Below are 23693 nucleotides of genomic sequence, written 5' to 3' on the forward strand. Positions count from 1 at the left end.
CCGTGACCGAATCAACGACAACCATCATCACCGTCGGCGGCGAGAAGCCGTACGACGTGCGCGTCGGCAACGACATCCTCGGTGGCATCAGCGAACACCTCGGCACCAAGGTCAGCAAGGTGCTCATCGTGCACAGCGCGACCGTCGCGGCCAAGGCCGCAGCACTGCGCGAGCAGCTCGCCGAGCATTACCAGGTGCTGCTCGCCGAGATCCCCGACGCCGAGGCCGGCAAGCGCATGGAGGTCGCCGCCTTCTGCTGGCAGGTGCTCGGCCAGGCCGACTTCACCCGCAGCGACGCCGTGATCGGCTTCGGCGGCGGTGCGGTGACCGACGTCGCCGGCTTCGTCGCCGCCACCTGGCTGCGCGGCGTCACGCTCGTGCAGGTGCCGACATCCGTTGCAGGCATGGTCGATGCGGCCGTCGGCGGCAAGACCGGCATCAACACCAACGAGGGCAAGAACCTCGTCGGAGCGTTCTACGAGCCGAGCGCCGTGTTCTGCGACCTCGACACCCTCGACACCCTGCCGCGGAACGAGGTGCTCGCCGGCTTCGCCGAGATCGCCAAGGCCGGATTCATCTACTACCCCGAGATCCTCGACATCATCGAGGCCGACGTCGACCGCGTCACCGACGTCACGACGCCGGAGTTCCGCCGCGTCGTCGAGCTCGCGATCGACATGAAGGCCCGCGTCGTCGCGGAAGACCTGCACGACCTCGCCCTGCGCGAGATCCTCAACTACGGCCACACCCTCGGCCACGCCATCGAGCACGCTGAGCGCTACCAGTGGCGCCACGGCGCGGCCGTAGCGGTCGGCATGGTCTTCGCCGCCGAACTCGGCAGGCTCACCGGCTCGCTGAGCGACGAGGTCGTCGCCCGCCACCGCAGCGTGCTGACGTCGTTGATGCTGCCGACCACCTACCCGGTCGGTCGCTGGAACACACTGCTGGCGACCATGCAGCGCGACAAGAAGGCGCGCGGCGCGATGCTGCGCTTCATCGTGCTCGACGACCTGGCCCGCCCGACCGTCCTGCAGGGGCCGGACACGAGCCTGCTGTTCGCGGCATACCAGGAGATCGGCGACTGACGCAGAAGGCATCGCTTGCCCGCGGCTCCGAGTTGTGCTGGGCTTGCTGACAAGCAGATGCGGAGGATCCGATGGGCTCTGACAGCACAGGCCGGGTCACGGTCACGGACGGCTCGTGGGGATTCTTCTGGTTCCTCGCCTACATCGGTGCGGCGATCTACTTCGTCTCGGTGTCTGACGGGTCATTCTGGGGCGTCATCCTCGGGCTGCTCCAGGCGATCGTGTGGCCCGTCTACGTGGTCTACAACGTGCTCGTTCTGCTCGGGGCCTGAGCTGCGCTGTGCCGCTAGGCTGATCGCATGACCAGCAACCCCGTCACCCGTGTCCTCGTGCTCAACGGTCCGAACCTCGGCCGACTCGGGTCGCGGGAGCCCGAGGTCTACGGCTCTGGCAATCTGTCCGACCTCGAGGCGCTTCTCGTGGCATCCGTCCCGTCCGGCGTCGAGATCGACCTGCGCCAGACCAACGACGAGGCCGAGCTCATCGACTGGCTGCACGAGGCGGTCGACTCCGCCAGCCCCGTCGTGCTGAACCCGGCGGCATTCACCCACTACAGCTATGGGCTGCGGGATGCCGCTGCCCTCGTCACCAAGGCTGGACTGCCCCTCGTCGAGGTGCACATCACCAACCCGCACACGCGCGAGAGCTTCCGTCACGACAGCGTGATCAGCGGGGTGGCGACGGGCGTGATCGCGGGCTTCGGCTTCGATTCCTACCGCCTCGCCGTCGACCACATTCTGCGATCTGCCCGCTAGCGTCTAAACTTGATCGCTGGGCCGTGTGCTTGACCGCACAGTGGCCGCGAAACTTTCCCAACTGAATGGACACAAACAATGGCTTCAACCGCTGACATCAAGAATGGCGTCGTGCTCAACATCGATGGCCAGCTGTGGACCATCATCGAGTTCCAGCACGTCAAGCCGGGCAAGGGCGGCGCATTCGTGCGCACCAAGATGAAGAACGTCGTCACGGGCAAGACCGTCGACAAGACCTTCAACGCCGGCGCCAAGATCGAGACCGAGAACGTCGACCGCCGCGACTTCCAGTACCTCTACGCCGACGGCGAGTCGTACGTGTTCATGGACGTCACCGACTACGACCAGCTGCACGTTCCCGCCGCTGTCGTCGGCGACGCCATCAACTTCATGCTGGAGAACCAGGCCGTCACGCTCGGCCTGCACAACGGCAACCCGCTGTTCATCGAGCTGCCGGCATCCGTCGTGCTGCTCATCACGCACACCGACCCCGGCCTGCAGGGCGACCGTTCGACCGGCGGCACCAAGCCGGCCACCGTCGAGACTGGCTACGAGATCCAGGTTCCGCTGTTCCTCGAGACCGGCACCAAGGTCAAGGTCGACACCCGCACGGGTGACTACCTCGGCCGCGTCAACGACTAAGCGACGCTGACGCTGTGAGCGCACGCACCAAGGCACGCAAGCGCGCCCTTGACATCCTTTACTCCGCCGACATGCGGCAGATCTCGATCGACGACGCGATCGCGGCCGAGGCGGCGCGCGCCGTCAGCGAGCCCGCCCGCGCGGCGAGCTGGCTGTACGCCCGCGAGATCGTCGACGGCATCGTCGACAACAAGGCCGACATCGACGAGATGATCGAGACCTACGCGGTCGGGTGGACGCTCGCCAGGATGCCCGCGATCGACCGCGCCCTGCTGCGCATCGGCATCTGGGAGATCATGTACAACGACGAGGTGCCGGATGCCGTGGCCATCTCCGAGGCCGTCGAGGCAGCCACCGTGCTCTCCACTGACGACTCGGCCGGCTTCATCAACGGCCTGCTCGCGAAGATCTCGCAGGTGAAGCCGGGCGCCTAGCCCGTCTCCGCTCCACGACGCCCGCATCGTCCAGCTACGGCTGGGGGTTGCGGGCGTCGTAGTTTCGGAACGACGGCTGTGCGCGCATGATCACGGCGATCAGCGCGATGATGGCCAGGCCGCCGAACAACGGCGGGAACCACAGGCCGACGGCCGTCGCGAGGATGCCGACGTAGAGATCGCCGAGCCGTGGGCCGCCGGCGACGACGACGGTGAAGATGCCCTGCAGACGGCCCTGCATGGCATCCGGTGTCGCCGTGAGCATCATCGTGCTGCGGAAGATGGCGCTGACCTCGTCCGATGCGCCGGTGCCGGCCATCGCGATCGCCGCGATCACGAGCGCGGGAATGTTGACCTCGGCGAAGCTCTCGCCGACCGGGCCGAACCACCCGGTCTGCATGACGGCGACGACGAGGCCGAGCATGGCCACGCAGCCGCCGTAGATCATGATCGAGCGCGCAATCGCGACACCGTAGCGGTGCACATGGGCGACGGGCCCGCTGAACAGACTGGTCAGGAAGGTGCCGAGCGCGGCGGCAGCCGTGAGGATTCCGACCGTGATCGCCCCGCCGCCGACGGCGAGGGCCGCGACGGCCGGGAGGAGCGCGAACGGGCGGCCAAAGGTCATCGCGACGATGTCGACGAGGAAGCTCGTGCGGATGTTCGGTGCCTGGCGGAGGAAGACCAGGCCGTCGCGGAGCGACTGCAGGCCGGCGCGGGGAGCCGCCCCGTCCGGCTTGAGCGCCGGGAGCGTGACGATGCCGAGGAAGCCGGCGGTGAACAACACGGCGTCGACGGCAAAGGTGGTCGAGAAGCCAGCGGTCGCAACGAGCACACCGGCCAATGCCGGGCCGAGTGTCAGCTGCACGCCCATGCTGATGCCGTTGAGTGCCGCGGCGCGCGAGATGAGGTGCTGTGGCAGGATCCGCGGTGTGATGGCCGAACGCGTCGCACCGCTGATCGTTGCGGCGACGGTCGCGATGGTTGTCACGATGTAGAACGGCCAGACCGGGATCGCGTGCTCTGAACCGCGGGTCGCGGCATCCGCCATCGACAGGGCGACGAGGCCCAGCGTGGCGAACCAGGCCACGAGCGAGCTCACAATCAGCACCCGGCGGCGGTCGAAGGCATCGGCGAGCACGCCGCCCCAGAGCCCGGCGATGATCATCGGCAGCAGGGCGATGCCGCCGACGAGGCCGACGGCGAGTGTCGAGCCGGTCATGTCGAAGATCTGCAGGCCGACGGCGACGACGGTGAGTTGGGCGCCGATGCCGGAGATCGCGCCGCCGATCCAGAGTCGGCCGAATGCCGGTTCCCGCAGCGGTGAGAGGTCGACCAAACGGCGGCGGGGAGGGGCTTCAGTCACTCAGAGAACGATACCGGCCCAGCCGATCCGCTCCGACGTGATTGCGGTTTTCGTCTGTTTCCGCAAACAGACGGGTGTATTGCGTTGCGTTCACGTAAAAACTCGAACGAATCCGCAGATTGATCATTGTCAGGAAGTTCGCAGGGTGCTAACTTCGCAGCACAGTTCATGGGGGCTCTACAAAGGAGTGCAAGATGGCGGATACCGAAGCGGCAGTGCAACAGGCCCCGAAGCCCGAGCATCGTCATGAATTGCAGGCCGACGGTGTGACCGCAGCCGGCTCGATCGTGATGGCCGTCGCCGGCAGTGCCCCGGCCTATTCGATCGCCGCAACCACGGCGACGCTCGTTGCTGTTGCGGGCGTCGCGAGCCCGGCCGCGCTGCTCTGGTGCGCCCTTCCGATGCTCGGCATCGCGTGGGCCTTCGCCTACCTCGGGCGGGCCGACGTGAACGCGGGCGCCGCCTACTCGTGGGTCGGTCGCGCGCTGCACCCCATCCTCGGATTCCTCTCCGGCTGGGCGCTGGTCATCTCGGCGACGATCTTCATGGTCGCCGGCGCACTGCCGGCCGGCGTGATGACGGTGGCCCTGTTCAGCCCGGAGAACTCGGACAACGTGCCCCTGGTGACCGGCATCGGCGCCGTCTGGTTCCTGATCATGGCCGCCTGTGTTCTGCTCGGCGTGCGCATCACCGCACGCGCCCAGTGGATCATGACGACGATCGAGGTCGGCATCCTGATCGTCTTCGCAATCGTGGCGATCGTGGTCGCCGCCACCGGTGAGCACGCCGGCCCGTCGTTCTCCTGGGACTGGTTCGGCTTCGGCCACTTCACCGGCACGGGTGCGTTCGTCGCGGCAGCACTCATCGCGGCGTTCTACTACTGGGGCTGGGATGTCGCAGCCAACCTCAGTGAGGAGACCAAGAACGGGCGCAAGGCGTCCGGCATCGGCGGCATCGTCGGCGTCGTCATCGTGTTCCTGCTGTTCGAGATCTTCACCATCGCGACGCTCGTGATCCTGCCGGCCGAGACCATCGAAGCCAACAGCGGCAATGTGCTCGGCGTTCTGGGTGAGGCGATCTGGCCGGGGCTCGGCGGCAAGATCCTGATCGTCGCCGTCATGCTCTCGACGATCGCGACCCTCGAGACCACGCTGATCCAGGTGACCCGCACCCTGTTCGCCATGGGCAGGGACAACACGATCCCGGCGTCGTTCGGCCACTCCCACCCGAAGTGGCGCACCCCGGCCTTCGCGACGCTGGTCGTCGCCGGCGTCTCGCTTGTGCTGTTCATCGGCTCCAACTTCCTCGGCAGCGTCGGCGAGATCCTCGAGAACGCCATCAGCTCGATCGGCCTGCAGATCGCCTTCTACTACGCCCTCGCCGGCATCGCCGTCGTCGTCGCCTATCGGAGGGTGATCTTCACCTCGGTGAGGAACTTCCTCTTCATCGGACTGTGGCCGGGACTCGGCGCCCTGTTCATGCTCTGGATCTTCTTCGTCTCGATCCCCTCGCTCGACACCATCGTCATCGTCATCGGTCTGGGCACCCTCGCCCTCGGAATTGTGCCGATCATCGTGTACTGGAAGAAGGGTGCTGCCTACTTCAGCCGGCGCCCGCTCGAACTGCCGAGCGAGCTGGACGCGACCGCACCGGAGAACATCGACACCAGGCCTCCGCGCTAACGCGCCAGCGCCGCGCGCCCCGCGTTCGCGGCCAGCCAAACGTGCACGGGCCCGGTGAAAGCACCGGGCCCGTGCACGTTTCGCGGGCCCGGGCGGCGCGTGTCGGTCGGGTCGAGCGTGCGAAACACGAGGTCGCGCTTTGCTAGGGTGGAGGGACACAACAACCTTTAACGCCGTCCAGAGAGACGGAGAAGGGAGTTCGTTTGATGGCGCGTACCGTGCTCAATCAAGCTGACATCACGCGAGCACTCACTCGCATCGCCCACGAGATCATCGAATCCAACAAGGGCACGCAGGACCTGGTCCTGCTCGGCATCCCGACCAGGGGAGTCACGCTGGCCCAGCGCATCGCCGGCATCATCCAGGGCATCGACCCGGACGCCCCAGCTGCGCTCTCCGGATCGCTCGACGTCACGATGTACCGTGACGATCTGTCCCGCACTCGCACGCGCACCCCGGCGCCCACCGCGCTGCCGACGTCGATCGACGGCAAGACGGTCGTGCTCGTCGACGACGTGCTCTTCTCCGGCCGCACCATCCGCGCCGCCCTCGACGCCATCAACGACATCGGCCGCCCCCGCGCCGTGCGCCTCGCAGCGCTCGTCGACCGCGGCCACCGCGAACTGCCGATCCGGGCCGACTTCGTGGGCAAGAACCTGCCGAGCTCCACCGATGAGCGCATCAACGTGCGCCTGCAGGAGATCGATGGCGAAGACTCCGTCAGCATCGAGGCACTCGCATGAGGCACCTGCTCTCCACCCGCGAGCTGAGCCGCGAGGCCGCGATCGAGATCCTCGACATCGCGGAGGACATGGCCGATGTGCAGCAGCGCGAGGTCAAGAAGCTCCCGACGCTGCGCGGCAAGACCGTCGTCAACCTCTTCTTCGAGGACTCGACGCGCACCCGGATCTCCTTCGAGGCCGCGGCCAAGCGGTTGTCGGCTGATGTCATCAACTTCAGCGCGAAGGGCTCGAGCGTCTCCAAGGGCGAGAGCCTGAAGGACACGGCGCAGACCCTCGCCGCGATCGGAGCGGACGGCGTCGTCATCCGCCACGGCGCGTCCGGCGCCCCGGCCGTTCTGGCCGCGAGCGGCTGGATCGACGCCGGCATCATCAACGCGGGCGACGGAACGCACGAGCACCCGACACAGGCGCTGCTCGACGCGTTCACCATCCGCAGGCGCCTGCACGGCGCGGCCTCGCGTGGCCGTGACCTCGACGGCGTCACCGTCACGATCGTCGGCGACATCCTGCACTCGCGAGTCGCCAGATCCAATGTCTGGCTGCTCGATGCCCTCGGCGCGAGCGTGACCCTGGTCGCCCCGCCCACCCTCGTTCCGGTCGACACCGGCGCCTGGCCGGCGACGATCAGTTACGACCTCGACGCGGCCATCGACGCCGCGCCCGACGTCGTGATGATGTTGCGCATTCAGGCCGAACGCATGAATGCAGCGTTTTTCCCCAACAGCCGGGAGTATTCCCGCACATGGGGTCTTGACGACGATCGTTTTCGGCGCCTCGCGCCGAGTAGCATTGTCATGCACCCCGGCCCGATGAACCGTGGCCTGGAGATCTCCTCCGCCGCGGCCGATTCGGCGCAGTCGACGGTGCTCGAGCAGGTAGCGAATGGAGTTTCGGTGAGAATGGCCGCGTTGTATCTCTTGCTTTCCGGTGAACGTGAGGTGTCCCGATGAGCACGAGCTCCGCTGGCGAAGCCATCCTGATCACCGGTGCAACCCTGGCCGACGGCAGCCGCAGCGACCTGCTGCTGCAGAACGGACGCATCACCGAGACCGGAAGCGGCCTGAGCTCCGCCGGCGCAACGGTGGTCGACGCGGACGGTCTCCTCGCGCTGCCCGGCCTCGTCGATCTGCACACGCACCTGCGTGAGCCGGGCTACGAGCAGAGCGAGACCGTTCTGACCGGCAGCCGCGCGGCCGCGGCCGGCGGCTTCACGAGCATCTTCGCCATGGCGAACACCTCGCCGGTCGCCGACACCGCCGGTGTCGTCGAGCAGGTGCTCTCCCTCGGCGAGCAGGCCGCATACGCCACCGTCCGCCCGATCGGCGCCGTCACCGTCGGCCTCGCCGGCGAGAAGCTGGCCGAGCTCGGCGCCATGGCGACGTCGCGCGCCCAGGTGCGCGTGTTCTCGGATGATGGCTTCTGCGTCTCCGACCCGCTGCTGATGCGCCGCGCACTCGAGTACGTCAAGGCATTCGACGGCGTCATCGCCCAGCACGCCCAGGAACCGCGGCTCACCGTCGGCGCCCAGATGAACGAGGGCGCCCTCTCCGGCGAACTCGGCCTCACCGGCTGGCCGGCCGTCGCCGAGGAGTCGATCATCGCCCGCGACGTGCTGCTCGCCGAGCACGTCGGCTCCCGCCTGCACATCTGCCACGTCTCCACCGCCGGCTCCGTCGACGTGATCCGCTGGGCGAAGGCCCGTGGCATCGCCGTCACCGCCGAGGTCACCCCGCACCACCTGCTGCTCACCGAGGAGCTCGTCGCCAGCTATGACGCGCGCTACAAGGTGAACCCGCCGCTCCGCCGCCGTGAGGACGTCGAGGCGCTGCGCGCGGCCCTGGCCGACGGCACGATCGACATCGTCGCCACCGACCACGCGCCGCACCCGATCGAGGCCAAGGACTGCGAGTGGGATGCGGCGGCCAACGGCATGGTGGGGCTCGAGTCCGCGCTCTCCGTCGTGCACGCCTCCGTCGTCCAGAACGGCCTGCTCGGCTGGAGCGACGTCGCCCGCGTGCTCAGCGGCGCCCCGGCGCAGATCGGCCGTCTGGCCGGCCACAGCGCGGAGCTCGTCACAGGGACCGTGGCCGACATTGTGCTCTACGACCCGAATGCGACGCGCGAGTTCAGCACGCAGAACCTCGCGGGCAAGGGGGTCAACTCGCCGTACCTGGCGATGACGCTGCCCGGCCGCGTCGAGGCGACCTTCCGCCACGGCTACGCCACCGTGCTCGGCGGCGAGGTCCTCCCCGCGGAGCAGGTGGCCCACTCGGCCGCGCTGCTCGGTGCGGCCTCGTGAGCATCGAGCGCACGCTGCTGGCCGCGCTGCTCGCGGTCGTCGTCATCGCGCTCCTGCTGCTGATGGTGCGCAGCTGGAAGCGCCGCGGCACGCGGGACAGCGGGCTCACCGGCTACGCGCTGCCGGCCGCCCCGGCCGCGCACACGCTTGTCGTGCCCGTCGCGTACGTGGCGACGACGAAGCACGAACTGCCGCTCGAGCGCCTGCAGCCCGCAGGCCTCGCGTTCCGGGCCCAGGGCACGCTCGCCGTGGCATCCGATGGTCTGACCGTCGATCTCGCCGGCAGCGACGCGCTGTTCATCCCGCGGGGCGCGCTCCGCGAGGTCACAGAGACGACGTGGGCCATCGACCGTGCCGTCGAGAGCGACGGCCTCAGCTGCGTGAGCTGGCTCATGCAGCGGATACCGGGCGCGGCCGAGCAGACGGACACCATCGCAGACAGCTACTTCCGCGTGATCGATCCTGCGCAGCGCGCAGTGCTCGTCTCCGCGATTTCCACCCTTCTTCCGGCCTCTGCGGCCGGCGCCAACAGTGAGGCACAGAAATGACAGACCAGCTTGTGACAGATTCGGCAACCAGCTCCAACGGGCTGCCGGCACGCGCCGTCCTGGTGCTCGAAGACGGCAGCCGCTACGTCGGCCGCGCATACGGCGCAACGGGCCGCACCTTCGGTGAGGCGGTGTTCGCCACCGGCATGACCGGCTACCAGGAGACGCTGACCGACCCGAGCTACGCCGGCCAGATCGTGCTGATGACCGCGCCGCACATCGGCAACACGGGTGCCAACGACGAAGACATGGAATCGGCCCGCATCTGGGTCGCCGGCTTCATCGTGCGGGAGCCAGCGCGCATCGTGTCGAACTTCCGCTCGCAGCGCAGCATCGACGACGACCTGGTCGCAGGGGGAGTCGTCGGCATCAGCGGCATCGACACCCGCGCCGTGACGCGCCGGATCCGCTCGGTCGGCGCCATGCGCTCCGGCATCTTCTCCGGTGCGGACTTCGACCTCTCCGACGGCGAGCAGCTCGACCTCGTGCGCTCCGGCGTGCAGATGGCCGGTCAGAACCTCTCCGGTGCCGTCTCCACCACCGAGCGCTACGAGCTGCCGGCCACGAGCGAGCGGGTCGGAAGCGTCGCAGTGCTCGACCTCGGCGTCAAGACCTCGACGCTCAACTTCCTGGCCGACCGCGGCTTCGACGTCGTCGTGCTGCCCCAGACGGCAACGGCAGAGGAGATCCTCGAGCTGGCGCCCGACGCCCTGTTCTTCTCCAACGGCCCAGGCGACCCCGGTGCATCCGACCGGCACGTCGAGATGCTGCGCGAGGTGCTGCGTGCAGGCGTGCCGTACTTCGGCATCTGCTTCGGCAACCAGCTGCTCGGCCGCGCGCTCGGCTTCAACACCTACAAGCTGCCGTTCGGTCACCGCGGCATCAACCAGCCCGTGCTCGACAAGGCCACCGGCCGGGTCGAGATCACCGCGCACAACCACGGCTTCGCCGTCGAGGCGCCGATCGACCAGATCAGCGAGTCCAGTGAGGGCTTCGGTCGCGTCGAGGTCAGCCACTACGACCTCAACGACAACGTCGTCGAGGGCCTGAACTGCCTCGACATCCCCGCGTTCTCCGTGCAGTACCACCCCGAGTCCGCCTCGGGCCCGCACGACGCCAACTACCTCTTCGACCGCTTCCGTGACATGGTCATGGCGCAGCAGCAGCAGAACGGAAACAAGTAATGCCCAAGAGAGACGACATCAAGAGCGTTCTGGTCATCGGCTCCGGCCCGATCGTCATCGGTCAGGCCTGTGAGTTCGACTACTCGGGCACCCAGGCCTGCCGCGTGCTGCGTGAGGAGGGCGTCCGCGTCATCCTCGTCAACTCGAACCCGGCCACGATCATGACCGACCCGGACTTCGCCGACGCGACCTACGTCGAGCCGATCACCTGGCAGATCATCGAGACGATCATCGCCAAGGAGAAGCCGGATGCCATCCTGCCGACGCTCGGCGGACAGACGGCGTTGAACGCCGCGATCGACCTGCACAGCAACGGCATCCTCGAGAAGTACAACGTCGAGCTCATCGGCGCCAACTTCGAGGCCATCAACAAGGGCGAGGACCGCCAGATCTTCAAGGACCTGGTACTCGCTGCCGGTGCCGACGTCGCCCGCTCCTACATCGCGACCAGCGTCGAGCAGGCCGTCGAGCAGGCGCAGGACCTCGGCTACCCGCTCGTCGTGCGCCCGTCCTTCACCATGGGCGGCCTCGGCTCCGGCTTCGCGTACACCGAGGAGGAGCTGCGCCGCATCGTCGGCGACGGCATCCACCAGAGCCCGACCAGCGAGGTGCTGCTCGAGGAGTCGATCCTCGGCTGGAAGGAGTATGAGCTCGAGCTCATGCGCGACACCTCGGACAACACGGTCGTGGTCTGCTCCATCGAGAACGTCGACCCGGTCGGCGTGCACACCGGTGACTCGATCACCGTCGCCCCGGCACTCACCCTCACCGACCGCGAGTACCAGAAGCTGCGCGACATCGGCATCGACATCATCCGCGCCGTCGGCGTCGACACCGGTGGCTGCAACATCCAGTTCGCCATCGACCCGGCCAACGGCCGCATCATCGTGATCGAGATGAACCCGCGCGTCTCGCGCTCCTCCGCGCTGGCCTCCAAGGCCACCGGCTTCCCGATCGCGAAGATCGCGGCGAAGCTCGCCATCGGCTACCGCCTCGACGAGATCCCCAACGACATCACCAAGGTCACCCCGTCGAGCTTCGAGCCGACGCTCGACTACGTCGTCGTCAAGGTGCCCCGCTTCGCGTTCGAGAAGTTCCCGGCCGCCGACGCCACCCTGACCACCACCATGAAGTCCGTCGGCGAGGCCATGGCCATCGGCCGCAACTACGCGACCGCGCTGCAGAAGGCGCTGCGCTCGATGGAGAAGAAGGGCTCGTCGTTCCACTGGGGCGAGGAGAGCCGCTCCATGGAGGAGCTGCTCGAGATCTCGATGGTCCCGACCGATGGCCGCATCGTCACCGTGCAGCAGGCGCTCCGGAAGGGCGCTTCGATCGAGCAGGTCTTCGAGGCCACCAAGATCGACCCGTGGTTCATCGACCAGATCGTGCTGATCAACGAGGTCGCCGACACGATCGCGAACGCGGACACCCTCGACACCGACGTGCTCATCTACGCCAAGGACCACGGCTTCTCCGACGCGCAGATCGGCGAACTCCGCGGCTTCGGCGAGGCCGATGTGCGCGAGGTTCGCCACATCCTCGGCGTCCGCCCCGTGTTCAAGACCGTCGACACCTGTGCAGGCGAGTTCCCGGCTCTCACGCCGTACCACTACTCGAGCTACGACGCCGAGACCGAGGTCATCCCGAGCGACCGCAAGAAGGTCGTCATCCTCGGTTCCGGCCCGAACCGCATCGGCCAGGGCGTCGAGTTCGACTACTCCTGCGTGCACGCGTCGTTCGCGCTCTCGGATGCCGGCTTCGAGACCATCATGATCAACTGCAACCCGGAGACGGTCTCGACCGACTACGACACCTCCGACCGCCTGTACTTCGAGCCGCTCACGCTCGAGGACGTGCTCGAGGTCATCCACGCCGAGAGCCAGAGCGGCGAGCTCGTCGGCGTCGTCGTGCAGCTCGGCGGCCAGACGGCCCTCGGCCTGGCCAAGGGCCTCGAGGCCGCCGGCGTCCCGATCCTCGGCACCAGCCCCTCCGCCATCGACCTCGCGGAGGAGCGCGGCCTGTTCTCCGGCATCCTGGATGCCGCAGGCCTGATGGCCCCGCGGAACGGCACGGCCACCGACGCCGCAGGCGCGATCGCCGTCGCCGAGGAGATCGGCTACCCCGTGCTGGTGCGCCCGAGCTTCGTGCTCGGCGGCCGCGGCATGGAGATCATCTATGACAGCGCCTCCTTCGCCGACTACTTCGTGCGGATCGAGGGCCAGGTCGTCGTCGGACCGTCGCACCCGCTGCTGGTCGACCGCTTCCTCGACGACGCGATCGAGATCGACGTCGACGCCATCTACGACGGCACCGAGCTGTACATCGGCGGCGTCATGGAGCACATCGAGGAGGCCGGCATCCACTCCGGTGACTCCAGCTGCACCCTGCCGCCCGTGACGCTCGGCCGCGGCCAGATCGACAAGGTGCGCGAGGCGACGCTAGCGATCGCCGAGGGCATCGGCGTCCGCGGCCTGCTGAACGTGCAGTTCGCGATCGGCGCAGGCGTGCTCTACGTGCTCGAGGCGAACCCGCGGGCCTCCCGCACGGTTCCCTTCGTCTCGAAGGCGCTCGGCATCCCGCTGGCCAAGGCCGCATCGCTCGTCATGGTCGGAAAGACCATCGCCGAGCTCAAGGCCGATGGGCTGCTCCCGGTCAACGACGGCTCCCGCGTCCCGCTGGACTCGCCCGTCTCCGTCAAAGAGGCCGTGCTGCCGTTCAAGCGTTTCCGCACCAAGGAGGGCACGGTCGTCGATTCCGTGCTCGGCCCGGAGATGCGCTCGACCGGTGAGGTCATGGGCATCGACAAGGACTTCCCCCGTGCCTTCGCCAAGAGCCAGCTCGCCGCATACGGCGGCATGCCGCTCACCGGAACCGTGTTCGTCTCGGTCAGCGACCGCGACAAGCGCTCGATCATCCTGCCAGCGCTGCGCCTGCAGGAGCTCGGCTACGACATCGTCGCGACCGAGGGAACCGTCGAGGTGCTCCGACGCAACGGCATCCGCGCGGAGCAGGTGCAGAAGTTCTCCGAGAAGGCGGATGCCTCCGACTCCTCGATCGTCGAGCTGATCCACCGCGGCGACGTGCACGTCGTCATCAACACGCCGAGCGGCCGCTCGGCCAGGGCCGACGGCTACGAGATCCGCGCAGCGGCCGTCGCGGCCGACATCCCGCTGTTCACGACCATTGCGGAGCTCAGCGCCGCCGTGGCCTCGCTCGACGCCGTGCGCACCGGCTTCGAGGTCACCAGCCTGCAGGAGTACGCCATCCAGCGAGCAGCGAACGCGTGAGCCAAGCAGAACCGCTGACATTCGGCGACAAGCTCGGGGCGGTCTTCGACCGCTCCGGGCACCTCTGCGTGGGCATCGACCCGCACGCCTGGATGCTCGACCGCTGGGGCCTCGACGACTCGGCCGACGGCGCCCGCGAGTTCGGTCTCCGGGTCGTCGAGGCGGCCTGGAACCGTGCGGGAATCGTCAAGCCGCAGGTCTCCTTCTTCGAACGCTTCGGCTCCGCCGGCTATCAGGCGCTCGAACGGGTCATCGCCGAGGCGCGTGCGGCCGGCATCCTCGTGATCGCCGACGCCAAACGTGGAGACATCGGCTCCACCCAGCAGGCGTACGGCGAGGCCTGGCTCCGGCCGGGATCTCCGCTCGAATCGGATGCCGTGACGCTCAGCCCCTACCTCGGGCTCGGATCGCTGCAGAGCTCGCTCGAGCTGGCCGAGGCAGCGGGCAAGGGCGTGTTCGTCCTGGCTGCGACCTCGAACCCGGAGGCGGCCGGTCTGCAGACCGCCCGCGTCGTCGAGAGTGAGCGCACCGTCGCCGCGAGCATGCTCGCGGGCGTCTCGGCGTGGAACAACGCGCAGAAGGACTCGGCCGAGCGCCGCTTCGGCTCGATCGGCGTCGTGCTCGGCGCCACCCTCGATCTCTCCGACTTCGGCATCGGGATCGACGAGGAACAGCACGGCCCATCAGTTCCGGTGCTCGCTCCCGGCTTCGGCCACCAGGGAGCTGAGGTGAGTGAGACCCGTCGCGTGTACGGAGCGCTCACCCCCGGTGTGATCGTGTCGGAGTCGCGGGGCCTGCTCGGCGCCGGACCCGACGGAATCGCCGACGCGATTGCGCGGCGAGCAGAAGAAGTGGAGGCCAAGCGTGGCTGAAATCGCTGGATCCGACATCCCGAAACACCTGAACCCGCCGGACGTCGACCGCGTCGCCGCATCGCGGGCCGCCGTCGCGGCCCGTCGCGCACGAGCCGCCGTCAAGGCCGCCATCGCTGCGGGGGAGCGCAACCCACTCGACGTGATGCGCACGGCGTTCGAGGAGCCGCTCGGCACAGAGGGCAAGCTGCGCGTCACGGAGTTCCTCACGAGCATCCCCGCGATCGGCGTCACCAAGATGCACCGCATCATGGAGGACCTGGAGATCTCACCGGCCAAGCGCCTCGGCGGCCTCGGCCGGCACCAGCGGCACCGGCTGCGTGACTACCTGAGCGAGCGCCTCGCCGCGCGCACGCCGAGCCCCGCCCGCCTGATCGTGCTCGCCGGTCCGACGGCCGTCGGCAAGGGCACCGTCGCCAACCACATCCGCGAGAACTACCCGGACGTGCTGCTGTCGGTGTCCGCGACGACCAGGGCTCCGCGCCCCGGCGAGATCGAGGGCGTGAGCTACTACTTCGTCGACGACGCGGAATTCGACCGCATGATCGCGGACGGCGAGCTGCTGGAGTGGGCGACCGTGCACAACGCCTCCCGCTACGGCACGCCGCGCGGCCCGGTCGAGGCCGCACTGGCCGCGGGCAACAGCGTGCTGCTCGAGATCGACATCCAGGGCGCGCGCTCCGTTCGCCGCGCCATGCCGGAGGCGAGGCTCGTCTTCCTGCAGCCTCCCAGCTGGGAAGAACTCGTGCGCCGTCTGATCGGTCGGGGCACAGAGGATGCCAGCGAACAGGCGCGCAGACTCGAGACGGCGAAGGTCGAATTGGCCTCGGTCGACGAGTTCGATTACCAGGTCGTCAACCACGACGTGGGCGAGGCGGCGCAAGAAGTCGTAGACTTGATGAAGACTCGCAAGGCGAAGCGCTGATCAAGCGCGCCCTTAGCACCGTTTCACCCACCCCATACAGGAGTTCCCACATGGCTGACAAGCTCACCGGCATCATTGACCCGCCCATCGACGAGCTTCTCTCGAAGGTCGACTCCAAGTACGCCCTCGTGATCTTCGCCTCCAAGCGTGCGCGCCAGATCAACGACTACTACGCCGACCTGCACGAAGGCAGCCTCTTCGACAACGTCGGCCCGCTCGTCGACTCGTCGATCGAAGACAAGCCGCTCTCGATCGCGATGCACGAGATCAACGAAGACAAGCTGACGGTTCGCCCGAACGCTGAATAGCCAGAACGTGGCAGCCTCGAAATCTTCGCCGCTCACGGTCGTCGTCGGCATCAGCGGTGGGATTGCGGCGTACAAGGCTGTCAATGTCGTGCGGGCCTTCGTGCTCGCCGGCCACTCGGTTCACGTTGTCGCAACGGAGGCCGCGCTGCGCTTCGTCGGTCGTCCGACCCTCGAAGCGATCTCGCGCAACCCCGTGCACAGCGAGCTCTATGAGGGCGTCGCCGAGGTGCGGCACGTGGCGATCGGCCAATCGGCCGATCTGATCGTGATCGCACCGGCGACGGCCAACACCATCGCCAAGCTCGCCGCCGGCATCGCCGACGACCTGCTCGGCAACACGGTCCTCGCCAGCACCGCACCGCTCGTGATCGCCCCGGCGATGCACACCGAGATGTGGCAGAACCCTGCGACGGTCGCCAATGTGGCGACGCTGCGTTCCCGCGGTGTCACCGTGATCGGCCCGGCCGTCGGGCAGCTGACGGGCGCGGACTCCGGCCCAGGCCGCCTCGAGGAGCCGGACGCCATCGTGCGCGGCGCTCTCGCCGTCGTCGCGGCCGGTCCCGTTCAGGATCTCGTCGGCACCCGTGTCGTCGTGACGGCAGGCGGGACGCGCGAGCCGCTCGACCCCGTCCGCTTCCTCGGCAACCGCTCGAGCGGCCGTCAGGGCATCGCCATCGCCGAGGCCGCCGCGGCCCGCGGTGCCGACGTCGTGCTGATCGCGGCCCACCTCGAGGTGCCGCCGCCCGGCGGTGTCGAGCTGCGCGAGGTCTCGACGGCGCTGGAGATGCAGGATGCCGCAGCCGCGGCATCCGCGGACGCCGACGTCATCGTCATGGCCGCGGCCGTCGCCGACTACCGTCCGGTTGAGGTTAGCGAGGGCAAGATCAAGAAGGATGACCGCGGCGACTCGATGACGCTCGAGCTCGTGCGCAACCCGGACATCCTGGCCGGCCTCGCCGCCGCGAAGCGCGATGGCCAGCTCGTCGTCGGTTTCGCGGCCGAAACGGAGACCGATCGCGCCCGCCAGCTCGAACTCGGCCGCAGCAAGATCGCGCGCAAGGGCGCGGATCTGCTCGTGCTGAACCGGGTCGGTTGGAACGAGGGCTTCGCAACGGAACGCAACGAGATCACGGTGCTCGACAGCACCGCAGATATAGTGTTGGAATTCGCGGGCAGCAAGGTGTCGGTGGCTCACCGCATCCTTGATGTGATCGCAGAACGACTGTGATCCTGCGGCACACCAGCCAGCAGTGCACAAGAACAGACAGACAGGTCACATGAGCGAGCTTCGGCTATTCACATCGGAATCGGTCACCGAGGGGCACCCAGACAAGATCTGTGACCAGATCTCCGACAGCATCCTCGACGCCATGCTGGCGCTCGACCCGCACAGCCGCGTTGCGGTCGAGACCCTCGTGACGACGGGCCTCGTGCACGTCGCAGGCGAGGTCACCACCGAGGCCTACGTCGAGATCCCCTCGATCGTGCGCGAGCGGATCACCTCGATCGGCTACGACTCCTCCGACGTCTGGTTCGACGGCCGCTCCTGCGGCGTGTCCATCTCGATCGGCGGCCAGTCGCCCGACATCGCCCAGGGCGTCGACAACGCGTACGAGAGCCGTGAGCTCTCCAGCGACGAGATGCTCGACAAGCAGGGTGCAGGCGACCAGGGCATCATGTTCGGCTACGCAACCAACGAGACCCCGCAGCTGATGCCGATCCCGATCTGGATCGCGCACCGCCTCGCCGAGCGCCTCGCCGAGGTGCGCAAGGCCGGTCTCGTCGACTACCTCAGGCCCGACGGCAAGACGCAGGTGACGATCGGCTACGACGGTCAGATCCCGCGCACCGTCGAGACCGTCGTGCTCTCGACGCAGCACTCGCCCCGCGTCACGCAGGAGCGCCTCCGCGAGGAGATCAACGAACTCGTCATCCGCCCGGTGCTCGACCTCGTCGAGCTCGACACCTCGGCGGCCAAGACCCTGATCAACCCGACCGGCAAGTTCGAGATCGGCGGCCCGCAGGGCGACGCCGGCCTCACCGGCCGCAAGATCATCATCGACACCTACGGCGGCGCGAGCCGGCACGGCGGCGGTGCGTTCAGCGGCAAGGACCCGTCGAAGGTCGACCGCTCCGCCGCATACGCCATGCGCTGGGTCGCCAAGAACGCCGTGGCGGCCGGCCTCGCCGAGCGCCTCGAGGTGCAGATCGCCTACGCGATCGGCAAGGCGGCGCCCGTCGGGCTCTACGTCGAGACCTTCGGCACCGGTGCGATGTCGGATGCCGAGATCACCCGCGCCATCCGCGAGGTCTTCGACCTCCGCCCGGCCGCGATCATCCGGGATCTCGACCTGTTGCGTCCGATCTACGCCCAGACCGCCAGCTACGGCCACTTCGGCCGCGAGCTGCCCGACTTCACCTGGGAGCGCCTCGACCGGGTCGATGATCTGAGAAGCGCAGCCGGGCTCTGATCATGGCATCAGCCGGCGTGGTCGCGCGAGTGCTGATCGACAACCCCCTGCCGCAGCTCGACCACCTCTTCGACTACAGCGTGCCCGAGGCGCTGCGCGCCGATGTGCGCGTCGGCCAGCGGGTCAAGGTGCCGTTCCGCTCCGGTGGGCGCCTGATCGACGGCTACATCATCGAGCTCGTCGACCGCGCCAGCGCGGACTTCTCCGGGCAGCTGAGCGAGATCGACTCGTTGATCTCCGTCGTGCCCGTCCTCACCCCTGAGGTGTACGCGCTCGCCCGCCGGGTCGCAGACCGTGGTGCTGGCAGCGCCATCGACGTGGTGCGGCTCGCCGTCCCACCCCGCGCCGTGCGCGTCGAGAAGAAGTGGATCGCCGAGCGGGCTGAGGGCGCCACCGCGGTTGCCGCGGTTGCCGAGCATGCCGCGGTCGTCGTACCCGCGGCATCCGAGCTGCCCGCCGTGACCGGATACTCGGCCGAGGTCCTCGCCGGCGCCATCGACCCTGACGGGCGGGTGGCGCTCACCGCCATCCCGCGCCTGCTCGAGGGGCCGGGCGGCATCTGGGTCGGCCACTGGGCCGTCACGATGGCCGAGCTGGCCGTGCGCACACTCGCGACCGGACGGAGCGCCGTGCTCGCCGTTCCAGACTTCCGCGATCAGGACCAGCTCCTCGCCGCGCTGCACGCGCTGCTGCCGGCCGAGAAGGTCTCGCGATTCGACGCCAGGCAGACCACGAGCGAACGCTACGGCGCCTTCCTGGCCTGCCTCGACGACGAACCGCGTGTCATCGTCGGCAACCGCTCAGTCGTCTACGCGCCCGCGGCACGGCTCGGGCTGATCGCGATGTGGGATGACGGCGATCCGCTGTACGCCGAATCACTGAGTCCATACGCGCACGCCCGCGATGTCGCGCTGATCCGTCAGGGAGTGACGGAGTGCGCTCTGGTGCTGCTCGGCCACGCCCGCAGCATCGAGGCCCAGCGCCTCGTCGAGATTGGCTGGCTGCACGAGCTCGGCCCCGAGCGCTTCACCCGCCCGAACATCATCGCCACCGCGCAGCAGGGGTCTCCAGACCCGCAGGCGCAGGCCGCGCGGATCCCGTCGACCGCCTGGCGCGAGGCCAAGCAGGCCCTGGCCACCGGTCCGGTCCTCGTCCAGGTCGCCTCGCCCGGCTACGCGCCCGTCGTCGCCTGCGCAAGCTGCCGGGAGGCCGCGCACTGCGGGCGCTGCCAGGGGCCGCTCGGCCAGAGCGCGGCCGGGGCGGCGCCCAGCTGCCGCTGGTGCGGGGCGATCGCCGCCAACTGGAGCTGCGGCAACTGCGGCGGGCACGCCCTCCGCACGGTGCGCATCGGCGCCGGGCGCACGGCCGAGGAGCTGGGCCGTGCCTTCCCCGGGGCGCTCGTCATCGTCGCCGACGGCGAGAACCCGATCCTCAACGTCGCGGCCCGGCCTGCGCTCGTCATCGCGACGCGCGGCGCCGAGCCCGTGGCCGACGGCGGCTACGCCGCTGTGCTCCTGCTCGACGGTGAGCGCATCCTCGGCCGCGAATCGCTGCGGGTCGCCGAGGACGCGCTGCGCTGGTGGTCCAACGCCGCCGCCCTGGCCACGCCGGGCGCGCCCGTGCTGCTCGCCGGCGTCGGCGGCGCCCTCGCGACGGCGCTGGCCACCTGGCAGCAGGCCGGCTGGGCGGCGAGCGAGTTCGCTGACCGCCGCGCGCTCCGTTTCCCGCCGGCCGTGCGCACGGCGTCCGTCACCGCGGCACCGGCCGTGCTGGAGACGACGCTGGCCGAACTGCGGGAACTGGACGGCGTCGACATCCTCGGCCCCGTTCCCGCTCCGATCGCACCCGGTGCGGCTGCGGCATCCGACGGCCTGATGCGTGCGATCGTGCGCTTCGACTACGGAGCGGGCGCCGACGTTGCCAGGCGACTGCGCGCCGGGATCGTGGCCGTCGCCAGCTCGCGCAGACGCCCGCCCAAGGGTGGGGCCTTCCGGCCCGCACCTACACTGAGAGTTCGATTCGATGACCCGGAGATCTTCTAGATGAAACTCGTCTTCGCCGGTACGCCGGACGCGGCCGTTCCGAGCCTGCGGCTGCTTGCAGCCAGCCGGCACGAGATCGTGGCCGTGCTGACGCGCGCCGACGCCCCGCTCGGCCGCAAACGCATCCTCACGCCGTCGCCCGTCGCCCAGGCCGCAGCAGAGCTCGGGCTTCCGATCATCAAGGCCAACTGGCTCGACGAGGCCGTCACGGACGAGATCGCCGCGCTCGGCGTTGACCTCGGCGTGATCGTGGCCTACGGCGGACTCGTGCGCGAGCCGCTGCTCAGCACGCCGCGGCTCGGCTGGATCAACCTGCACTTCTCGTTGCTGCCGAGGTGGCGCGGCGCCGCCCCGGTGCAGCGTGCCCTCATCGCCGGTGATGCCGTCACCGGCGCCGACGTGTTCCAGTTGGTCCCTGCCCTCGACGCCGGAGCGGTGTTCGGCCGCATCGAACAGCAGATCACCGAGGAGAGCACGGCGGCGACGCTCCTCGCCGACCTGGCGGACTCCGGAGCGGAGCTGCTCGGCCGCGTGGTCGACGGCCTCGCCGACGGCAGCGCCGTCGCGACCCCGCAGAGCGGGGAGGCGACGCCGGCGGCCAAGCTCAGCATCGACGACGCCAGGCTCGACTGGGCGGAGCAGGCGGCATCCGTGTTCCACCGCTACCAGGGCGTCACGAGCGAGCCGGGCGCGTTCACGGTGATCGACGGCGCCCGCTTCAAGATTCACGAGATGCGCCACGCCAGGGATGCCGAGCCACTCGCGCCCGGCCGCATCCGTTCCGTCGACGGCCGCGTGCTCGTCGGCACAGCCAGCCACCCGCTCGAGCTGCTGCGTGTGCAGCCGGCGGGCAAGACCCCGATGAACGCCAGCGACTGGTGGCGTGGAATCGCAGCAGAGGAGGTGATCGCCGAATGAGCGATCGCAGACAGAATTCCGGCAGCAACGCGCGTCCGGCGCGTGCGCCGCGCCCCCAGCAGAGCGTGCAGCCGGCCCGGCTCGTCGCCTACGAGGTGATCGCCGCGGTACGCGAGTCCGACGCATACGCCAATCTGCTCCTGCCGAGCCGCATCCAGCGGGCCAGGCTCAACAGCGCGGACGCGGCCCTCGCCACCGAACTCACCTACGGCACCCTGCGCATGCAGGGCTTCTACGACAAGGTGATCGAACTCGTCGCCGACCGCACCGTCGACAAGATCGACCCGGCCGTCCTCGACGTGCTCCGCCTCGGCGCGCACCAGCTGCTCGCCACCCGCGTCGCCACCCACGCGGCCGTGAACGAGTCGGTTGCGCTCGCCAGCCAGGTGGCCTCCCGCTCGGCGACCGGCTTCACCAACGGCGTGCTGCGCACGATCTCGCGCAGTTCGCTCGAGGAGTGGCGCGGCTGGGTGCAGGACGAAACGGAGGGCGCGGACGAGAAGCTCGCCGTGCTCCACTCCCACCCGGCCTGGGTCGTCCGTGCGCTCCGCACCGCGCTCGAGGCGGAGGGCCGTGGCTCGGAGCTCGAGCAGCTGCTCGAGGCCGACAACGCCGCGCCCAAGGTGAACCTGGCCGCGCTGCCCGGCCTTGTCGATGCAACGGATGCCGCAGCGCTCGGGGACGCCAACCGCTTCTCGCCGATCGGCTTCGAGCTCTCCGGCGGCGACCCGCTCGGGGTCACCGATCGATTCGGCGGCGCGGTGCGCGTGCAGGACGAAGGCTCGCAGCTGGCCGCGCTGGCGCTCAGCCGGGCGGAGCCGGTGCGGCCGGGGGAGCGCTGGCTCGACCTCTGCGCCGGACCGGGCGGCAAGGCGGCGCTGCTGGCCGCCGAGGCGCGCCTCAGCGAGGCGACGCTCATCGCGAACGAGCTCGTTCCCGCCCGCGCCGGGCTCGTCCGCAACGCCATCGCCGGCGTCCCCGGTGATGTCCCGGTCTGGGAACTCGACGGCACGACGATCGGCGCGGCCCACCCGGCCGAGTTCGACCGGATCCTGCTCGACGCCCCGTGCACCGGGCTGGGAGCGCTGCGCCGACGCCCTGAGGCCCGCTGGCGGAAGTCGCCCGGCGACGTCGCCGAGCTGAGCGTGCTGCAGGGCAAGCTGTTCGACGCCGCATTCCAGGCGCTGAAGCCCGGCGGCATCCTCGCCTACGTCACCTGCTCCCCGCACCTCGGCGAGACCCTCGGAGCCGTCAACGGCGCGGTCGCCCGCTGGGGTGACGCGCTCGAGCAGCTGCCCACCCGTGACATCCTCGATGGCATCGCGGCGAACCCGCTCGACATCGGGGGCAACGGCCTGACCGCGCAGCTCTGGCCGCACCGCCACGGTACAGACGCCATGTTCATCGCCCTCTTCCGCAAGCACTGATCGCTCCGATCGATAGCATGGGGATCATGTCGACCCGCATCAACCCCAGCATCCTGACAGCCGACTTCGCGAACCTCGAGCATGAGCTCGGGCGGATCAGCTCGGCCGACCTCGTGCACGTCGACGTGATGGACAACCACTTCGTGCCAAACCTCACCTTCGGCCCGACGATGGTGAACCGGCTGCAGCAGGTCTCGCCGATCCCGCTCGACGTTCACCTGATGATCGACGACGCCGACCGCTGGGCCCCCGGCTATGCCGAGACGGGCGCGTTCTCCGTCACCTTCCACGCCGAGGCCGCGAGCGACCCGGTCGCCCTGGCCAGGCGACTGCGCCAGATCGGTTCCAGAGCCGGCATCGCGCTGAAGCCTGGCACCTACATCGAGCCGTACCTCGAGCTGCTGCCTGAATTCGACCAGATCCTCATCATGACCGTCGAGCCCGGCTTCGGCGGGCAGAGCTTCATGACGGACATGATGCCGAAGCTCCGCCGCACGGCTGACGCCGTCGCGGCATCCGGCCTCGACATCTGGCTCCAGGTCGACGGCGGCGTCAGCCTCGACACGATCGGGATCGCGGCGGAGAACGGCGCGAACACCTTCGTCGCCGGCTCGGCCGTGTTCAACGTGGGGGAGCCGGAGGAGCAGATTGTTGCTCTGCGCGCCGCCGCGGCGTCATCCGCTCACCAGCACTAGTAACCTGTAG

The 23693-nt window shown here is 68.9% G+C and carries 22 protein-coding genes; 21 read left to right on the forward strand and 1 reads right to left on the reverse strand.

Features of this window, described 5'->3' with window-relative positions:
- The first annotated feature begins 2 nt into the window (after window positions 1–2).
- From aroB to nusB, 5 genes are all read left to right on the forward strand, one after another.
- Window positions 3–1085, forward strand: coding sequence for a 3-dehydroquinate synthase (gene aroB, locus EV379_RS06570; protein ID WP_130505429.1), 1083 nt, complete (start codon window positions 3–5; stop codon window positions 1083–1085).
- A gap of 71 nt (window positions 1086–1156) precedes the next feature.
- Window positions 1157–1357, forward strand: a complete 201-nt coding sequence (locus tag EV379_RS06575) for a hypothetical protein (protein WP_130505430.1) — start codon at window positions 1157–1159, stop codon at window positions 1355–1357.
- A gap of 27 nt (window positions 1358–1384) precedes the next feature.
- Complete coding sequence (locus EV379_RS06580; RefSeq protein WP_130505431.1) at window positions 1385–1840, forward strand: type II 3-dehydroquinate dehydratase; 456 nt, start codon at window positions 1385–1387, stop codon at window positions 1838–1840.
- A gap of 78 nt (window positions 1841–1918) precedes the next feature.
- Window positions 1919–2482 (forward strand): elongation factor P, encoded by a 564-nt coding sequence (efp, locus tag EV379_RS06585; protein WP_130505432.1) that lies wholly within the window; start codon window positions 1919–1921, stop codon window positions 2480–2482.
- A 14-nt stretch (window positions 2483–2496) separates the two neighbouring features.
- On the forward strand, window positions 2497–2916 hold the full coding sequence (nusB, locus tag EV379_RS06590) for a transcription antitermination factor NusB (protein WP_130505433.1): 420 nt from the start codon (window positions 2497–2499) through the stop codon (window positions 2914–2916).
- A 34-nt stretch (window positions 2917–2950) separates the two neighbouring features.
- On the opposite strand, the gene EV379_RS06595 is transcribed toward nusB, so the two are convergent.
- Window positions 2951–4282, reverse strand: coding sequence for an MFS transporter (locus tag EV379_RS06595; protein WP_242616271.1), 1332 nt, complete (start codon window positions 4280–4282; stop codon window positions 2951–2953).
- Between the two features lie 194 nt (window positions 4283–4476).
- Here EV379_RS06595 and EV379_RS06600 point away from each other — a divergent pair, with 194 nt between their 5' ends.
- The 16 genes from EV379_RS06600 (at window position 4477) to rpe (ending at window position 23683) form a co-directional block, all read left to right on the forward strand.
- Window positions 4477–5964, forward strand: a complete 1488-nt coding sequence (locus tag EV379_RS06600) for an APC family permease (protein WP_130505434.1) — start codon at window positions 4477–4479, stop codon at window positions 5962–5964.
- 203 nt (window positions 5965–6167) lie between these two features.
- Window positions 6168–6707 carry a bifunctional pyr operon transcriptional regulator/uracil phosphoribosyltransferase PyrR gene (pyrR, locus tag EV379_RS06605; protein WP_130505435.1) on the forward strand — a complete coding sequence of 180 codons (540 nt, stop codon included), beginning with the start codon at window positions 6168–6170 and terminating at the stop codon, window positions 6705–6707.
- Complete coding sequence (locus tag EV379_RS06610) at window positions 6704–7657, forward strand: aspartate carbamoyltransferase catalytic subunit (protein ID WP_055840238.1); 954 nt, start codon at window positions 6704–6706, stop codon at window positions 7655–7657. Before pyrR ends, EV379_RS06610 begins: the two co-directional genes overlap by 4 nt.
- Window positions 7654–9006, forward strand: a complete 1353-nt coding sequence (locus EV379_RS06615; RefSeq protein WP_130505436.1) for a dihydroorotase — start codon at window positions 7654–7656, stop codon at window positions 9004–9006. The genes EV379_RS06610 and EV379_RS06615 overlap by 4 nt, the downstream gene beginning before the upstream one ends.
- Window positions 9003–9554, forward strand: coding sequence for a PH-like domain-containing protein (locus EV379_RS06620; protein WP_130505437.1), 552 nt, complete (start codon window positions 9003–9005; stop codon window positions 9552–9554). Before EV379_RS06615 ends, EV379_RS06620 begins: the two co-directional genes overlap by 4 nt.
- The gene (gene carA / locus EV379_RS06625) at window positions 9551–10738 is read left to right on the forward strand and encodes a glutamine-hydrolyzing carbamoyl-phosphate synthase small subunit (RefSeq protein WP_130505438.1); all 1188 of its coding nucleotides are present in this window, start codon (window positions 9551–9553) and stop codon (window positions 10736–10738) included. The genes EV379_RS06620 and carA overlap by 4 nt, the downstream gene beginning before the upstream one ends.
- Window positions 10738–14025 (forward strand): carbamoyl-phosphate synthase large subunit, encoded by a 3288-nt coding sequence (gene carB, locus EV379_RS06630; RefSeq protein ID WP_130505439.1) that lies wholly within the window; start codon window positions 10738–10740, stop codon window positions 14023–14025. The genes carA and carB overlap by 1 nt, the downstream gene beginning before the upstream one ends.
- Window positions 14022–14897, forward strand: coding sequence for an orotidine-5'-phosphate decarboxylase (gene pyrF / locus EV379_RS06635; protein WP_130505440.1), 876 nt, complete (start codon window positions 14022–14024; stop codon window positions 14895–14897). The genes carB and pyrF overlap by 4 nt, the downstream gene beginning before the upstream one ends.
- A 1-nt stretch (window position 14898) precedes the next feature.
- Complete coding sequence (gene gmk / locus EV379_RS06640; RefSeq protein ID WP_423203257.1) at window positions 14899–15822, forward strand: guanylate kinase; 924 nt, start codon at window positions 14899–14901, stop codon at window positions 15820–15822.
- A gap of 50 nt (window positions 15823–15872) precedes the next feature.
- Window positions 15873–16130, forward strand: a complete 258-nt coding sequence (gene rpoZ, locus EV379_RS06645) for a DNA-directed RNA polymerase subunit omega (protein WP_047410830.1) — start codon at window positions 15873–15875, stop codon at window positions 16128–16130.
- 7 nt (window positions 16131–16137) lie between these two features.
- Entirely contained in the window at window positions 16138–17358 is a 1221-nt protein-coding gene (gene coaBC / locus EV379_RS06650) for a bifunctional phosphopantothenoylcysteine decarboxylase/phosphopantothenate--cysteine ligase CoaBC (protein ID WP_130505441.1), read from the forward strand.
- Window positions 17359–17407: 49 nt separating this feature from the next.
- On the forward strand, window positions 17408–18601 hold the full coding sequence (gene metK, locus EV379_RS06655) for a methionine adenosyltransferase (protein WP_130505442.1): 1194 nt from the start codon (window positions 17408–17410) through the stop codon (window positions 18599–18601).
- A gap of 2 nt (window positions 18602–18603) precedes the next feature.
- Window positions 18604–20643 carry a primosomal protein N' family DNA-binding protein gene (locus EV379_RS06660; protein ID WP_130505443.1) on the forward strand — a complete coding sequence of 680 codons (2040 nt, stop codon included), beginning with the start codon at window positions 18604–18606 and terminating at the stop codon, window positions 20641–20643.
- The gene (gene fmt / locus EV379_RS06665; RefSeq protein ID WP_130505444.1) at window positions 20644–21561 is read left to right on the forward strand and encodes a methionyl-tRNA formyltransferase; all 918 of its coding nucleotides are present in this window, start codon (window positions 20644–20646) and stop codon (window positions 21559–21561) included.
- Entirely contained in the window at window positions 21558–22988 is a 1431-nt protein-coding gene (locus tag EV379_RS06670; protein WP_130505445.1) for an RsmB/NOP family class I SAM-dependent RNA methyltransferase, read from the forward strand. Before fmt ends, EV379_RS06670 begins: the two co-directional genes overlap by 4 nt.
- A gap of 26 nt (window positions 22989–23014) precedes the next feature.
- Complete coding sequence (rpe, locus tag EV379_RS06675) at window positions 23015–23683, forward strand: ribulose-phosphate 3-epimerase (RefSeq protein WP_130505446.1); 669 nt, start codon at window positions 23015–23017, stop codon at window positions 23681–23683.
- The last annotated feature ends 10 nt before the right edge of the window (window positions 23684–23693 follow it).

Origin of the sequence: Microterricola gilva (genome assembly GCF_004217495.1) — a bacterium.
Taxonomy (GTDB): domain Bacteria; phylum Actinomycetota; class Actinomycetes; order Actinomycetales; family Microbacteriaceae; genus Microterricola; species Microterricola gilva.